11 protein-coding genes are annotated in these 14,301 nt (G+C 65.4%); 6 read left to right on the top strand and 5 right to left on the bottom strand.

Annotation, left to right across the window (positions count from 1 at the left end):
• Positions 1-168: 168 nt before the first annotated feature.
• Complete coding sequence (locus tag K9F62_14520; GenBank protein UJX39923.1) at positions 169-2,574, bottom strand: homocysteine S-methyltransferase family protein; 2,406 nt, start codon at positions 2,572-2,574, stop codon at positions 169-171.
• A gap of 201 nt (positions 2,575-2,775) precedes the next feature.
• On the opposite strand from K9F62_14520, the gene K9F62_14515 reads away from it, so the two are divergent.
• The 6 genes from K9F62_14515 (at position 2,776) to glpX (ending at position 10,315) form a co-directional block, all read left to right on the top strand.
• Complete coding sequence (locus K9F62_14515) at positions 2,776-3,804, top strand: RNA polymerase factor sigma-32 (GenBank protein UJX39922.1); 1,029 nt, start codon at positions 2,776-2,778, stop codon at positions 3,802-3,804.
• Positions 3,805-3,873: 69 nt separating this feature from the next.
• On the top strand, positions 3,874-5,577 hold the full coding sequence (locus tag K9F62_14510) for a tetratricopeptide repeat protein (GenBank protein UJX39921.1): 1,704 nt from the start codon (positions 3,874-3,876) through the stop codon (positions 5,575-5,577).
• Positions 5,577-6,401 carry a hypothetical protein gene (locus K9F62_14505; protein UJX39920.1) on the top strand — a complete coding sequence of 275 codons (825 nt, stop codon included), beginning with the start codon at positions 5,577-5,579 and terminating at the stop codon, positions 6,399-6,401. The genes K9F62_14510 and K9F62_14505 overlap by 1 nt, the downstream gene beginning before the upstream one ends.
• A 52-nt stretch (positions 6,402-6,453) precedes the next feature.
• On the top strand, positions 6,454-6,909 hold the full coding sequence (rpiB, locus tag K9F62_14500) for a ribose 5-phosphate isomerase B (protein ID UJX39919.1): 456 nt from the start codon (positions 6,454-6,456) through the stop codon (positions 6,907-6,909).
• Positions 6,910-6,984: 75 nt separating this feature from the next.
• The gene (tkt, locus tag K9F62_14495) at positions 6,985-8,982 is read left to right on the top strand and encodes a transketolase (protein ID UJX39918.1); all 1,998 of its coding nucleotides are present in this window, start codon (positions 6,985-6,987) and stop codon (positions 8,980-8,982) included.
• Between the two features lie 349 nt (positions 8,983-9,331).
• Entirely contained in the window at positions 9,332-10,315 is a 984-nt protein-coding gene (gene glpX, locus K9F62_14490) for a class II fructose-bisphosphatase (GenBank protein UJX39917.1), read from the top strand.
• A 177-nt stretch (positions 10,316-10,492) separates the two neighbouring features.
• On the opposite strand, the gene K9F62_14485 is transcribed toward glpX, so the two are convergent.
• The 4 genes from K9F62_14485 to K9F62_14470 all read right to left on the bottom strand — a co-directional run bounded on the left by K9F62_14485 (position 10,493) and on the right by K9F62_14470 (position 14,249).
• A complete protein-coding gene (locus K9F62_14485; GenBank protein UJX39916.1) occupies positions 10,493-10,840 on the bottom strand; it encodes a cytoplasmic protein in 348 nt (115 codons plus the stop codon).
• Between the two features lie 31 nt (positions 10,841-10,871).
• On the bottom strand, positions 10,872-11,612 hold the full coding sequence (locus tag K9F62_14480) for a SagB/ThcOx family dehydrogenase (protein ID UJX39915.1): 741 nt from the start codon (positions 11,610-11,612) through the stop codon (positions 10,872-10,874).
• 108 nt (positions 11,613-11,720) lie between these two features.
• Positions 11,721-12,560, bottom strand: coding sequence for a 2-oxoacid:ferredoxin oxidoreductase subunit beta (locus K9F62_14475; protein ID UJX39914.1), 840 nt, complete (start codon positions 12,558-12,560; stop codon positions 11,721-11,723).
• 9 nt (positions 12,561-12,569) lie between these two features.
• Positions 12,570-14,249, bottom strand: a complete 1,680-nt coding sequence (locus K9F62_14470) for a 2-oxoacid:acceptor oxidoreductase subunit alpha (GenBank protein UJX39913.1) — start codon at positions 14,247-14,249, stop codon at positions 12,570-12,572.
• Positions 14,250-14,301 lie beyond the last annotated feature (52 nt).

Below are 14,301 nucleotides of genomic sequence, written 5' to 3'. Positions count from 1 at the left end.
TCGAAAGGTTCTCCCCCCAGGCCCCCTTTCCAAAGACTTTTAACGATAACACGCCATTAACTCTAGCGCCCCACACCCTTTGAAAACTTGAGGAAGGGGAGAGCGCGAGAGGGGAGAACCCTTTCTTGAAAGGGTTTCCCCTCTCGCATCCTCTTCCCCTCTCTTTTCCTACCCGCCGATGAGGGCCTTGGCCTGGCGGACGGCGTCCACGGCGTCTGCGGCGTGGGCGTCGGCGCCGATGGACTTGGCGAAGGCGGCGGTCACCACGGCCCCGCCAACCATGACCTTGGTCGCAAGCCCCCGCTCCTTGACCAGGCGCACGGTGTCTTCCATGCGCACCATGGTGGTGGTCATAAGCGCCGAGAGGCCGATGATGTCGGCCTTGCAGGCCTGGGCCTCGTCCACGATACGCGCGGCGGGCACATCCTTGCCCAGGTCGATGACCTCGAAGCCGTGGTTTTTGAGCATCAGGCACACGATGTTCTTGCCGATGTCGTGAATGTCGCCCTCGACCGTGGCCATGACGATGCGGGCCTTCTCGGCTCCGGACGTTTCGGCCAGAAGCGGCTCGAGGCGGGTGAACCCGGCGCGCATGGTCTCGGCGGCGACGAGCAGCTGGGGCAGGAAAAATTCCTTGCGCTCGTAGCGCTCGCCCACTTCCATGATGCCGGGGATAAGCTCCTCGCTCAAAATGGCGGCCGGGTCGCGTCCCTCGGCCAGGGCGGCATCGATGAGTCCGTCGAGCTCGGCCCGGCGGCCCTTGATGACGGCCTGGCGCAGGGGGCTGCCGCCCGTCTCGTCTTTCGCTGCGGCCGCCGGAGCGGACCCGCCGCCGGGGGACGATTTCCAGCCGGCGTAGCGCTCGATGAACCGGCCGGCCTGGGGATCGCGGGCCAGCAACACTTCGCAGGCCGCGCCGGTCTCCATGAGCCGGGCCACGTTGGGGTTGGCGATGGCGGCCGAAAGCCCGGCCCCCAGACACATGGCGAAAAAGGCGGCGTTGACCAGCTCCCGGGCCGGCAGGCCGAAGGAAATGTTGGACAGGCCAAGGACCGTGGGCAACCCCCAGGCGTCGCGGCAGTGGCGGATGGTCTCCAGGCAGGCGAGGGCCGCCTCGGCCTTGGAGGACACGGTGAGCGCCAGGGCGTCGACCAGGATCAGCCTTTTGGGGATGCGCAGAGATTCGGCCTGGGCGAGCAGTTCCTCGATGATGGCCAGGCGCTCGGCGGCCGTGACCGGCAGCTTGCGTCCCTTGAGCGGCAGCAGAATAAACGGCGCGCCGTGATCGCGGCAGAGGGGTCCCAAAAGCTCCATGCGGCCGGGCTCGCCGCTGATGGAATTGACCAGGGGTGTTGCCGGCGAGGCCCAAAGCGCGTTGGTCAGCGCCTCGGCGTTGTTGGAATCGAGGCACAGCGGCAGGCGCTGGCGCTTGGTCAATTCAAGGGCCAGTCCGGGAAGCGTCCTGGTCTCGTCGACCATGGGCGCACCCACGTTGACGTCGAGAATGGACGCGCCGGCGGCCGCCTGCTCCTCGGCAAAGGCCAGGGCTTTCGTATATTCCCCGGCCACGAGTTCAGCGGCCAGCTCCGCCTTGCCGGTGGGGTTGATGCGCTCGCCGATGACGGCGCAGGGGCTTGTGCCGCCGAGGGTGACGGTCAGGGCCCGGGAGGTGACGGCCAGGACCGACCGGTCCGGGGCCTCGGGCCGTGTCCAGGAGCGCCCGGAAAGCGCCTTGGCCAGGGCCGCAATGTGGGCCGGGGTGGTGCCGCAGCAGCCGGAAAGGGCCTTGGCCCCGAGATCGGCGAAGCGGGCCGTTTTCTCGGCGAATTCCTCCGGGCCCATGGGAAAGACGGTCTTGCCGTTTTCCAGACGCGGCATGCCGGCGTTGGGCTTGACGAAAAAGGGCGTGGACAGGCGCCGGGAATAGACTTCGCCCACAAGGCGCATGTCGTCCGGGCCGGCGCCGCAGTTGACGCCTATGAGGTCGACGCCCAGATTCTCCATGGCGTCGGCGAAGACCTCCGGCGCGGAACCGGTGAGGCTGGCCGCGCCCTCGTAGGTCATGCACACGGCCACGGGCAGGTCGCAGACCTCGCGGCAGGCCAGCACCAGCGCCTTGGCCTCGGCCACGTCGAAATGGGTCTCGCCGACGATCAGGTCGCAGCCGCCCGCGGCCAGGCCGCGAATCTGCTCGGCAAAGGCGGCCACGAGCTCGCGCAGCGTCACTTTGCCCAAGGGTGCGACGAACTGGCCCGTCGGGCCGACCGATCCGGCGACAAAGGCCGTGTCCCCGGCCGCTTGCCGGGCCAGACGCGCCATCTCGCGGTTGAGCGCGACAACGTCCGTGCCGGCGGGCAGCTTGAACCGGGAACCGCCGAAGGTGTTGGCGGTGATGACACGGGACCCGGCTTCGATGTATTCCCGGTGGGTGGCCACGATGGCCTCGGGATGGGCCAGTCCGAAAAGTTCCGGCGACTGCCCCGGAGCGAGTCCCCGTCCCTGCAGCAGCGTGCCCATGGCCCCGTCGAAAACGAGGAGGCCTGCATCCGTCAGCGCTTTTCTGAAATCACCCACGGCATCTCCTTGAAAGTCTTGTTCAACCGGCCGCGCGGCGGCAGGAAACGCGGCCGGTCTACTGAAAATCGTTGAAAAGGACAAATCAAAACTTTACAGTACAAGATAGGCATGCGAGACGGCGCTTCCAGGCGGGAGCGCCACGCCTTGTTCGCGGCCGACCGCGCGCCCGCCCGCACCATCTAACCCGGCCTTTATCCGATGGAACATCGAGACGATCAAGATATTTCGCCAGACGACGCCGACATCGACATCGACGACACGGAGCAGGAAGAGGCCCCGGACGACGCCGAAGAGAAGATCCTCGACGTCGAACCTGTTGACGATTTTCGGCTGCCGGCCCCTCGGGCCGGCTCCTCCGGTTCGCTTTCCACCCGCGACCCGCTCCAGCTCTATTTGCGCGAGATCGGCAAATTTCCGATGCTCAAGCCCGAGGAGGAGCAGGAACTGGCCCGGCGCGTGCGGGACTCGGGCGACGAGAAGGCGGCCTTCCGCCTCATCTCCTCCCATCTGCGACTGGTGGTCAAAATCGCCATGGACTTTCAGCGCCGCTGGATGCAAAACGTGCTCGACCTCATCCAGGAAGGCAATGTCGGCCTCATGCGCGCCGTGACCAAGTTCGACCCCGACAAGGGCATCAAGTTCTCCTATTACGCCGCCTACTGGATCAAGGCCTATATCCTCAAATACATCATGGACAACTGGCGCATGGTGAAAATCGGGACCACCCAGGCCCAGCGCAAGTTGTTCTACAACCTGAACAAGGAACGCCACCGGCTCCAGAACCTGGGGTTCGACCCGAGCAACTCCCAGCTCTCCGAGGCCTTAAACGTCACCGAGTCCGACATCGTGGAAATGGACCAGCGCCTAAGCGGCAACGACCTGTCCCTCGACGTGTCGCTTGGCGAGGATTCCACGTCCACCCGCCTGGACTTTCTGCCGGCGCTCACCCCCGGCATCGAGGAGATTCTGGCCGGCGACGAAATATCGCACCAGCTCGAGAAACACATCCAGACCATCCGGCCCTCGCTCAATGAAAAGGAACTCGATCTGCTCGATAACCGCATCCTGTCCGACTCCCCGGTGACCCTGCGGGAGATCGGGGCCAAATACGGCATCACCCGGGAGCGCGTGCGGCAAATCGAGGCCCGTCTCCTGGAAAAACTCAAGGAACACCTGTCCAAACGCATCGAGGACTTTTCCTCGGATTGGATCCACAGGGAAGAATAGCGGCGCGGACCACCGCCGGCCGCAAGGCCGATGGCGGACGGTCCGTGAACGCCGCATCGGACGCCGGATATGCCTGACGAGACGAAACCCCGCTTTTCCAAGCGCCTGCCCGTATTCCTGGTGCTGGTGCTGTTGCCGTGCCTGCTGTCCAACTCCTGCGCGTCCAGCCGGCCGGCCCGGTCGGCCTATGCCGCCAAGAGCCTTTCGGACAACGCGGACAGCGCCTACCGCTTCCTCGTCTACCAGGACCTCATGCGCCAGGGGAAAAAGGACGAGGCCACGGCGGAGCTGGAGGCGCTGGTCAAGAAATACCCCTCGCCGGAGCTGGCCGTGGAACTGGCCAATCTCCAGTGGGGACAAAACCAGCGCGAAAAAGCCACCGCCACCCTGGAAGCGGCCGCAGCCGCTTTTCCCGCCTCCCGACAGCTGACGCTCTACCTGGCCAACGCCTACCAGATGCGCCGCATGGGCGATAAGGCCGTGGCCACCCTCGGAAAATTCCTCGCGGCCCACCCGTCCGACGCCGCGGCCAGACGCGAGCTGGCCTCGCTTTTGGAAGACGCGGGCAAGCACAAGGAAGCCTTGGAGGTCCTCTCGCGCATCCCCGAGGCCGATCGCGACGCCGCGACCTGCTACCTCATGGCCAAGGCCATGGCCGGGCTCGGGCAAAACGCCAAGGCCGTCGCCCTGCTGCGCCAGGCCGTGGACAAGGACCAGACGCTGCTGCCCGCCTGGCTCGACCTCGGCGGCCTGCTCGAGAGCCAGGGCGACCTGGCCGGAGCCGAGGACGCCTACCGCAAGATGCTGTCCCAGGACGCCGGCTCCCCGGAAGTCCAGGCCAGGCTCCTGCGGATCCTGCTCAAGCGCAAAAAGCCGGATCAGGCCATGAAGCTTTTGCGCGACGAGACGCCGGACAAGCCCCATCTTCTGGACGCCATGTCGGCCTTTGTCGAGGCCGGCTATCCGAAGCAGGCCCGGCAGGCCCTGGACATGCTCGTGGCCGCCGATCCCGCGAGCCCGGACCTGCCGTTTTACAAGGCGGTCCTGGCCTACGAAGGGGACAAGAATCCCAAGAAGGCCCTGGAAATCCTGGCCGAAGTCGCGCCGGACAACCCCAATTACGACAAGAGCCTGAGCTTTCGCATCCAGATCGCCACGGAGCTTGGCGACTACGCCAAGGCCGAGGGACTCGTGCGCGAGGCCAGGACCCGCTATCCCGACCGCAAGGAATTCATCGCCGTGGAGGCCGCCCTGCTCGACAAGCGCGGCGACACGGCCCAGGCGGCAACGGTGCTGGAAAAGGCCCTGGCCGCCTCCCCCGACGACCTGGACCTCTTGTACCGCTACGGCGTGGCCCTGGAAAAACTCAAGCGCCGCGACGAGGCCAAGGCCGTGATGGAAAAAATCGTGGCCAAGGACCCGGTCAATCCCGATGCCCTCAACTACCTCGGCTATTCCCTGGCCGAAGAGGGACGCGACCTAGACAAGGCCATCGACATGATCCGGCTGGCCCTGTCCAAGGAGCCGGACAACCCCTTCTTCCTGGATTCCCTGGCCTGGGCCCAATTCAAGCTCGGGCGCACCGAAGAAGCCCTGGCCACCATACGCTCAGCCGCCGTGCCCAGGGTCAAGGACGCCATCGTCTGGGAGCATTACGGCGACATCGCCGCCGCGTCCGGGCACAAGGCCGAGGCGCAAAAGGCCTACCGCACCGCCCTGGAACTGGGATCGGATAACCCCAAAGACGTCAAGAAGAAGCTCGGAGCCCTGTGATGCGACGCCTCCCCCTGCCGCCGCGCGTCCTGGTCTGGATTTCCCTGGCCCTGCTCGCCACGGGCTGCGCCGCGCCGCGTCCCGGCCAGATGGGTTCGGGCGAGGCCAAGGCCGTGTATGCGGCCTTTGTGGCCAACCAGGCGAAAAACACCCCGGCTCCGGCCTTTTCCCTGGCCGGGTCCATGAGCTTTTCCCGGGGCTCCCGCTCCGGTCGCCTCAACTTCCGCTTTTACGGCAACTACGCCGACCCCGTGCGCCTTGACCTGACCACGCCCATCGGCGGGGCCTACGCCCACCTGCGCGAGGACGGCTCGGAATTTTCCGCCTTCGTGCCCGGCCGCGACACCCTCTATCGTCACGAAGGGACACGGGAAGGCGCGGCCCGGCTCGGCATGCCGCTGCCCTTTACCCTGCGCGAAATGGCCGCCCTGGTTTCGGGCCGATTCGGGGAGCTGGTCCCGACCCGGTACGCTTCGGCCAAAAAGACCGCCGACGGCTACGAATTCCACTTTTCCGGAGACCCGCGCCTTTCTTCGCTGACTCTTGACTTCGCGGGCAATCCGCGACATCTCACCGGGGTAGGCGTGGAACCCTGGCGCGTGGCCTTCGACAATGACGAAGCCGCGCCGGGTATGGCCGTGCCGGTGGCCCGCAAGCTGGTTCTGACCACCCCAGGCGGCACTTCCTTGATCCTTCGCGTCAAAAGCCTGCAGGCGCGCCAGTCGCCCTACCCGGCCGCCGACCTGGAACTGCCCGTTCCGCCAAGCGCCGTCGTGCGCGGGCTCGACGACGCCTCAGGCAATTCGCCCCTGCCGGAATTGTGAGCGCCGCCCGCGCAACAATGCCCTGTCGCCAACCGCCAACCGCGGAGAAATCATGTCCAAAACCGTTTTCATCGGCTCCGACCATGCCGGCGTGATCCTCAAGGCCGCCCTGGTCGAGCATCTGCGCGCCGCCGGCCATGACGTGACCGACCTCGGCCCGTCCGACGCCAAAAGCGTCGACTACCCCGACTACGCCAAGGCCGTGTGCGCCAAGGTCCTCGAGACCCCGGGCTGCGCCGGCATCCTCATCTGCGGCACGGGCATCGGCATGTCCATGGCCGCCAACCGCATGCCCGGCATCCGGGCCGCGCTTTGCGTCAACGAATACCTGGCCCGCATGACCCGGCTGCACAACGACGCCAACGTCCTGTGCCTGGGCGAGCGCGTGATCGGAACCGGCCTGGCCGCCTCCATCGCCGACGTCTTTCTCGCCACCGACTTCGAGGGCGGACGCCATCAGCGACGCGTGGACCGCATCGAATCCTGCGGTCTGGCCGCTTCCCTGTAATGCCGCCTCTATTTTAAATCATCACTCCGGTATGATTTGATTTTTCAACCCACAAGCCCCTCAGAGGATTCTGCCATGACCGCCAACGCATCCGCCATCGACACCAAAGCCGTGCGCGCCATCAAAGGCCTGATCATGGACGCCACCCGCAAGGCCTCCTCCGGCCACCCGGGCGGGGCCATGTCCTCGGCCGACATGGCGTATGTGCTGTTCAAGGACTACCTGCGCTTCGACCCGACCGATCCGAAATGGTTCAACCGCGACCGGTTCGTGCTCTCGGCCGGACACGAATCCATGCTGCAATATGCCCTGCTCTACCTGCGCGGCATTTTGACCCTCGACGACCTCATGCATTTCCGGCAGTTCGGCAGCAGGACCCCGGGCCATCCGGAAAATTTCGACACTCCCGGCGTGGAATGCACCACCGGGCCGCTCGGCCAGGGATTTTCCATGTCCGTGGGCATGGCCGTGGCCGAGGAAATGCTGCGCCAGCGCCTGGGCGAGGATATCGCCTCCCACTACACCTACGTGCTGTCCTCCGACGGCGACGTGCAGACCCCGGTCTTCCAGGGCGCCGCCGCGTTGGCCGGCCTGTGGGGGCTGGGACGCCTCATCGTGCTGTTCGACAAAAACAGCGTCCAGCTGGCCAGCCCCACCAGCGTCTGCGACGACACCGACCACAAGAAGCTGTTCGAAGCCCTGGGTTGGCACGTCGTCGAAATTAACGGCCATGACCACGCCGCCATCCATCAGGCCCTGGACGCGGCCCGGGCCGAGACCCAGAAGCCGAGCATCATCATCGGACACACCATCATCGCCAAGGGCTCCTTCTCCATGGAAGGCAAAAGCGCCGCCCACGGCGCGCCGTTTTCCGACAAGGAGATCGAGGAGACCAAAAAGCTCCTGGATCTGCCCCTGGACAAGACGTTTTACATGCCGGCCGACGTGGCCGATCATTTCCGCGTCCGCTTCCCCGAGCTGGAAACGGCCGCCAAGGAATGGAACAAGGCCCTGGAAGACCGCTTGAACAGCGATCCCGTCTTCGAGGACCTCTGGCGGCAGCTCAAGCGCGCGCCGGGCAACCGCGACCTGGCCTGGCCGGTGTTCGAGCCGAGCAAGGCCGTGGCCACCCGTTCCGCCTGGGGAGCCTGCCTGGGCGGACTCATCGACCAGATGCCGCTTTTCGTTGGCGGCTCGGCCGACCTGGACCCCTCCAACCAGACCGAGAAGTTCCGCGACATCACCGGCATCTTCGGCAAGGCCAACCGCGCAGGCCGGGCGCTTTGCTTCGGCGTGCGCGAGTTTCCCATGACCGCCATCATAAACGGCATCAGCCTCCACGGCGGCCTGACCCCGTTTAGCGCCACCTTCCTCATCTTTTCCGACTACGCCCGAAACGCCCTGCGCATGGCGGCGCTCCAGCGCACCCCCGCCCTGCACGTCTACACCCACGACTCCTTTTACGTGGGCGAGGACGGCCCGACCCACGAACCCATTGAGCAGACCAGTTCGCTGCGGCTCATACCCAACATGCTGGTCATGCGCCCGGCCGACGCCAACGAAACCGCAGCCTGCTTGGATACGGCCCTGTCCCAGACCAGCCGGCCGACCTGCCTGCTCCTGACGCGCCAGAACCTGCCCATCCTCGACCCGGCCGTCTATCCGGCCCTGAAGGACGGCGTGAAACACGGCGGCTACGTGCTGGTCGAGGCGGCCTCGGCCAAACCGGCCATGATCCTCATGGCCTCGGGTTCGGAAGTCTCCCTGGCCATGGCCGCCGCCAAACTGCTGCCGGAAATCTCCATCCGCATCGTCAGCATGCCCTGCATGGAGCTTTTCAACGAGCAGCCCGAAGACTACAAAAACGCGGTGCTGCCGCCGGACGTGCCCTTCCGCTACGCCACCGAGGCCGGACGGCCGGAACTGTGGTGCCAGTACACCGGCCGCCTCGACCGCGTGCACGGCATCTCCCACTTCGGCGCCTCGTCCCCGGCCGGCAAGCTGGCCGAAGCCTACGGATTTACCCCCGAACACCTCGCCGCCAAGATCAAGGCCGCCTACGCCGCGAAGTAGAAAGAAGATTAGGAAGAGAGGAAGATGCGAGAGGGGAAACCCTTTTGCAAAGGGTTCTCCCCTCTCGCGCTCTCCCCTTCCTAAACTTTTTAAAGGGGGAATTCCCCCAACAGGCTTTCCCGACAGGGCGTTTTAAAAAGGACGCCCTTTTTCTTTTTATTCCTTTTCCCTCTTCATCTTCTCCACCTCGAAAGTTTAGACTTTCCACCTCGTTTCCAGTATCCCCCTTGAAAAGTTTTTTTGGGGGGAGGGGCGCGGGGAGGGGACCCTTTTTTTCAAAAAAGGGTCCCCTCCCCGCACTCTTCCTCATCTTCTCCCCACCCTACCCACCCAAAAGGAGCACCAACGAATGGAAGCGCCGGACAGAAATCTCGGGTTGGACTTGGTACGTGTGACGGAAGCGGCGGCGCTGAGTTCCTCGCGCTGGCTCGGGCGCGGCGACAAGAACTCTGGCGACCAGGCCGCCGTGGACGCCATGCGGCTTTCGTTCAACACCCTGCCCATCGAGGGCATGATCATCATTGGCGAGGGGGAGAAGGACGAAGCCCCCATGCTTTATAACGGCGAACGGGTCGGCAGCGGCCAGGGGCATGCCGTGGACGTGGCCGTGGACCCGGTCGAGGGCACTAACCTGCTCGCCTATGGCCGACCGAACGCCATTTCCGTGGTCGGCGTCGCGCCGCGCGGGTCCATGTACGATCCCGGGCCGAGCTATTACATGCAGAAGCTGGTGGTTCCGGCCGAGGCCAAGGATGTGGCCGACCTGGACGCGCCGGTGGAGGACAATCTCAAGAAAATCGCCAAGGCCCTCGGCAAGGACGTGGACGACCTCGTAGTCTTCGTGCTCGACAAGCCGCGCCACAAGGCGCTTATCCAATCCATCCGGGCGGTCGGCGCGCGCATCCAGCTCCATACCGACGGCGACGTGGCCGGATCGCTCATGGCCGTGGACCCGGAGAACGTGGTCGACGTCATGCTCGGTACCGGCGGCACCCCGGAAGGCGTGCTTTCGGCCTGCGCCATCCGGGCCCTGGGCGGCCGGCTGCTGGCCCGGCTCGATCCCCAGCTAGAGGCCGAAAAACAGGCCCTGGCCGCGGCCGGCATCGACTGCAAGCGCATCTTCACCGAGGAGACGCTGGTCAAAAGCGACGACACCTACTTCGCCGCCACCGGCATCTCCGGCGGCACGTTCCTGCACGGCGTCAAATTCACCGGTACCCACGCCATCACCCACTCCCTGGTCATGCGGGGCAAAACCGGCACCATGCGACGCATCGAAACGCGCATTCGTCTGGACAAGTTGATGGAAATCAGCGCCGTAAAGTACGACTAGAGAGCCTCCGGCGGCCAGGGGGAAACTCTTTGGAAAAAGTTTCCCCCTGGACCCCCTTTAAAAACTTTCCCAAGGAGGCAGCAGATACCCCTTTGAAAGTTTTTTGCGGAGGGGGTCCGGGGGAGGGGCTTTTTTGCAAAAAAGCCCCTCCCCCGGAAATCTTCCTCTAAAAAATCATCAAAAAATCAGCACCGTAAAACCGTCGTTCATGTAGCGGGCCATGCCGGGGTGGCCGTGCATGTCGTCGAGCAGCGGAAATCCCTCGGCCACGGCCGCTTCCTGGCTGCCGAGCTGGTGCGAGCAGGCCTTGCACACGCCGGCGATCAGTCCCAGGCCCTTGGTCTTTTCGAAAAGCCCGTGCATGGGATTGTCTTTCTTGGCCAGCTCGGCCACGAGCTTGGTCGCCTCGCCTTCCAGGATCACCTGCACTTCGTAGTCTTTTTCCCGAAAATCGATGGCGTTTAACAGCACGTGGATAAAGCAGGACAGGTCGCCGCGAAAAGCGAACAGCGCCACCTTCTTCATAGCAAGCCTCCTTTGCGGTACGGGCCGGGCGTCACACCTTGCCAACCGGCGCCAGGTAGATCGTGAATTCCGTTTCTCCGTCGAGCCCGAGCAGGGCGTCCATGGCTTCCTGGTCGTAGGCGGCGATGGCGCAGGTGCCGGACCGGATCGCCTCGCAGGCCAGATAGAGGTTCTGGCAGACATGGCCGGCGTCGAGCGCGATGACCTTGTACGAGGCGTCGCCGTAGCGCCATTCCATGCGCGCGGGAATGGTCGTCCAGATAAACGTCGCCGCCCCCCGGGCCACGAAACGCTGGTTGAAGGCGGCCTGGCCGAGGGACAGTTCCAGCTGTTCGGGCGCGGCCAGGGGCAACAGCGCGTGCTCCACCGGCAGATAGCGGTAGAGTCCCGGGGTGACGCCCTCCACCCGGAAAACGGCCAGATAGGTTTCGAGGGCGTGGCGACAACCGGCCGAGGGCACGGTACGGTAGGTCACGGCGGCCGGCATCTTGCGCAGTCCCTGGGTGGCCCACAGCAGAAAGGACAGCTCTTCCAGGGAAAGCGATTCGGGCGTGAAGGCGCGATGGGATTTGCGGTCGCCTATGGCCCTTTTGACGGACACGTTGCCGATGCCGGGCCAGCCGTGGGGGCCGGGAAGGGCGAAAAGCGTCGCCGCCGGCGGATAGGGCTTTTGCACCGGCGGCGGTTCGATGCCCCGGCTCTGTTCCGTCGCCGTGAAATCCACCATCTTGCGGATGGTGTCCTTCAAGAAAAACTTCAAATCCATACGCATCCATTTCCTCCCGGTTCCGCGCAAAACTCCACACCAGACACCGGGCCGCCGACAAGGCCGCTCCCCCGTCATCGTGGCGGGGACGGCGCATCAGCCGCTCCCTTTGCCTCAGGCGTAGCCCTCGATGATCTGGGAAAGCGCGGCCATATCCGGTTCACGCCCGGCCAGCGGCCCCACATCCGTCAGCGGAAAGGCCGGCCGGTCGCTTGTCCACAGCACGCCGATGGGGATTTTGTCCCCGAACTCCATGGCCTTGGCCAGGGCGGCCTGGAAATTCGTGGAGTCGTGGTCGCCACCGAGCTTGTAACAGCGCTCCTTGTACCAGGCAAAGGTGTTGACCTTGTTGAAGGACACGCACGGTTGCAGCACGTCGATGAGCGAAAACCCGGGATGGCGCGCGGCCTGGACGATAAGATCGGCCAGGTGGTCGATTTCGCCGGCGAAGCCCCGGGCCACGAATCCCGCGCCCATGGTCACGGCCACGGCCACGGGGTTGAAGGGGGCGGAGGCCACGCCGTGGGGCTGGGTCTTGGTTTTCTGGCCCGTCATGGTGGTGGGGCTGGCCTGGCCCTTGGTCAGGCCGTAAATCTGGTTGTCGTGGACGATGTAGGTCATGTCCACATTGCGCCTAAGCGCCGCCAGAAAATGGTTGCCGCCCTCGCCGTAGGAGCAGCCGTCGCCGGATTCGGCGAAAACGGCCAGTTCCGGGTTGGCCAGCTTGATGCCCGTGGCCGCCGGCAGGGACCGGCCGTGCAGGCCGTTTAGGGTATTGACCCGGATGTAGTGCGGCGCCTTGGCCGCCTGACCGATGCCCGTGGAAAAAACCACCTTGTGCGGCGGCAAATCCAGCGCCGCCAGGGCCTTGACCACGGCCTTGCGGATGGAGAAGTTGCCGCAACCGGGACACCAGGCCGTCTCGAACTCTCCGTAGTCTTTTTCCGTCACCATGGCGTCCTCCTAAAGTCGATCGAGAATATAGGCCGCCGTGAACGGCAGGCCGTCGAAGCGGGTCACCAGCGCGTCAAAGACGTAGCCGGTTTCGCGCCGTATCAGCCGGGCCAGTTGGCCGGCGAAATTGCCCTCCACCATGACCGTGCGTTTGGCCGTTTCCAGAATCGGCACAAACGCGTCCGGCACCAGGGGATAGATCTGGGAGAAGTGGAGCACGGCCGTTTTCTCGCCCCGGGCGTTGCGTATCGCCGCCGCCTCCCGGGCCGCCCCCAGGGTCGTGCCCCAGCACACGAGCAGCGTCGCGCCGTCGGCATTGCCGTACAGGTTCGGGGGCAGGGCCACCCGGGTCAGGCCGGCGAACTTTCGCATGCGCTTTTCCTGCATGGTCACGCGCACGGCGAGGTCCTCGGTGATGTGTCCGTCCGGGGTGTGCTCGTCGCTGTCCAGGACCACCGTGGCCTCGGTGAAGCCGGGGACAAGGCGCGGCGACACGCCGGAGTCGGTCACGGCGTAGCGTTCGTAGCCGGCCGGATCGGCAACGGCGGTGAGCGGCCGGGCCACGGGCGGCAGGGAGGCCAGATCGAAGGGGGCCACATCGCGGTAGCTGTCGGCCAGGAACTGGTCGGTGAGGATGAAAACCGGCGACTGGAAGCGCTCGGCCGTATCCACGGCCCGGTGGGCCAGATGGAAGCACTGCTCCACCGTGCCCGGGGCGAAGATGGCCCGGGGAAATTCGCCGTGCCCGGCGTGGAGCACCAAATCGAGGTCGGCCTGTTCGGTGCGGGTAGGGAGTCCCGTGGCCGGGCCCGGACGCTGGGCCACGACGATGGTCACCGGCGTTTCGAGCATGCCGGAAAGGCTCACGCCCTCGACCATGAGCGCGAAACCGCCGCCCGAGGTGGAAACCATGGGGCGCGCCCCGGCGTAGGAAGCGCCTATGGCCATGATCACGGCCGCGATCTCGTCCTCGGCCTGCTCGCAGACCACGCCCATGCGGTCGCTGTGGTCGATGAGCGCCTGCATGACCGAGGTGCCGGGCGTCATGGGGTAAAACGAACCGAAGTTGACCCCGGCGGCCAGTCCGCCAAGGGCAATGGCCGTGTTGCCGTTAAGCATCACGCGTCTGCCCCGGGGTTCGGCCGGAGACAGGCAGGCAAAGGACGCCTTCTGGCTGATGGTCCAGTGCGTGGCCGCCTGGAACACGGCCAGGTTGTCGGCCACGATTGCCTCGCCCTTCTTGGCGAATTTTTCCTTGATAAGCCCGGTGATCCAGGCCGGGTCCAGGCACAGGAGGCTGCCGAGCGCGCCCAGGGCGGCCGTGTTCTCGAAAAGCGGCTTGGGGCACAGCTCCTTGTAAGGAATGGCCAGCCCGGGATGGCCGGAGAGCCCGTGGGCGGCATCGGTCAGGACCAGGGCGCGCGGCGACAATCGATCCCTGAGCAACGGCAGGGTTTGCGCGGAAAGGGCCACCAGCAGGTCGATGCCCTCCGCCGGCGCGGTCACCTCCCGGCTGTCCACGCGGATGGCGTAGGTGTTGTGGCCGCCCCGGATGCGGGACAGGTAATCCTGGGTGACGACGATGGCGTAGCCGGCCCGCACCAGGGCACGGGACAGGAACTCGCCCACGGTCACGAGGCCTTGTCCGGCTTCGCCGCCGATGACGATATTGAGGGATGCTTCGCCCATGCCCGAACACTCCTTCGCTTGGCGCAAAAATGACGGCCGCCCGCAGCGGACG

Source organism: Desulfovibrio sp. JY (assembly GCA_021730285.1).
Taxonomy (GTDB): Bacteria; Desulfobacterota; Desulfovibrionia; order Desulfovibrionales; family Desulfovibrionaceae; genus Solidesulfovibrio.
Note: the sequence above shows the minus strand (reverse complement) of the source record. Positions and strands in the feature narration are given on the sequence as shown.

Coding starts and splice junctions, on each gene's coding strand:
- K9F62_14515 (UJX39922.1), top strand. CDS start 2,776: ATGGAACATCGAGACGATCAAGATATTTCGCCAGACGACGCCGACATC.
- K9F62_14480 (UJX39915.1), bottom strand. CDS start 11,612: ATGCGTATGGATTTGAAGTTTTTCTTGAAGGACACCATCCGCAAGATG.
- K9F62_14485 (UJX39916.1), bottom strand. CDS start 10,840: ATGAAGAAGGTGGCGCTGTTCGCTTTTCGCGGCGACCTGTCCTGCTTT.
- K9F62_14475 (UJX39914.1), bottom strand. CDS start 12,560: ATGGTGACGGAAAAAGACTACGGAGAGTTCGAGACGGCCTGGTGTCCC.
- tkt (UJX39918.1), top strand. CDS start 6,985: ATGACCGCCAACGCATCCGCCATCGACACCAAAGCCGTGCGCGCCATC.
- rpiB (UJX39919.1), top strand. CDS start 6,454: ATGTCCAAAACCGTTTTCATCGGCTCCGACCATGCCGGCGTGATCCTC.
- K9F62_14505 (UJX39920.1), top strand. CDS start 5,577: ATGCGACGCCTCCCCCTGCCGCCGCGCGTCCTGGTCTGGATTTCCCTG.
- glpX (UJX39917.1), top strand. CDS start 9,332: ATGGAAGCGCCGGACAGAAATCTCGGGTTGGACTTGGTACGTGTGACG.
- K9F62_14510 (UJX39921.1), top strand. CDS start 3,874: ATGCCTGACGAGACGAAACCCCGCTTTTCCAAGCGCCTGCCCGTATTC.
- K9F62_14470 (UJX39913.1), bottom strand. CDS start 14,249: ATGGGCGAAGCATCCCTCAATATCGTCATCGGCGGCGAAGCCGGACAA.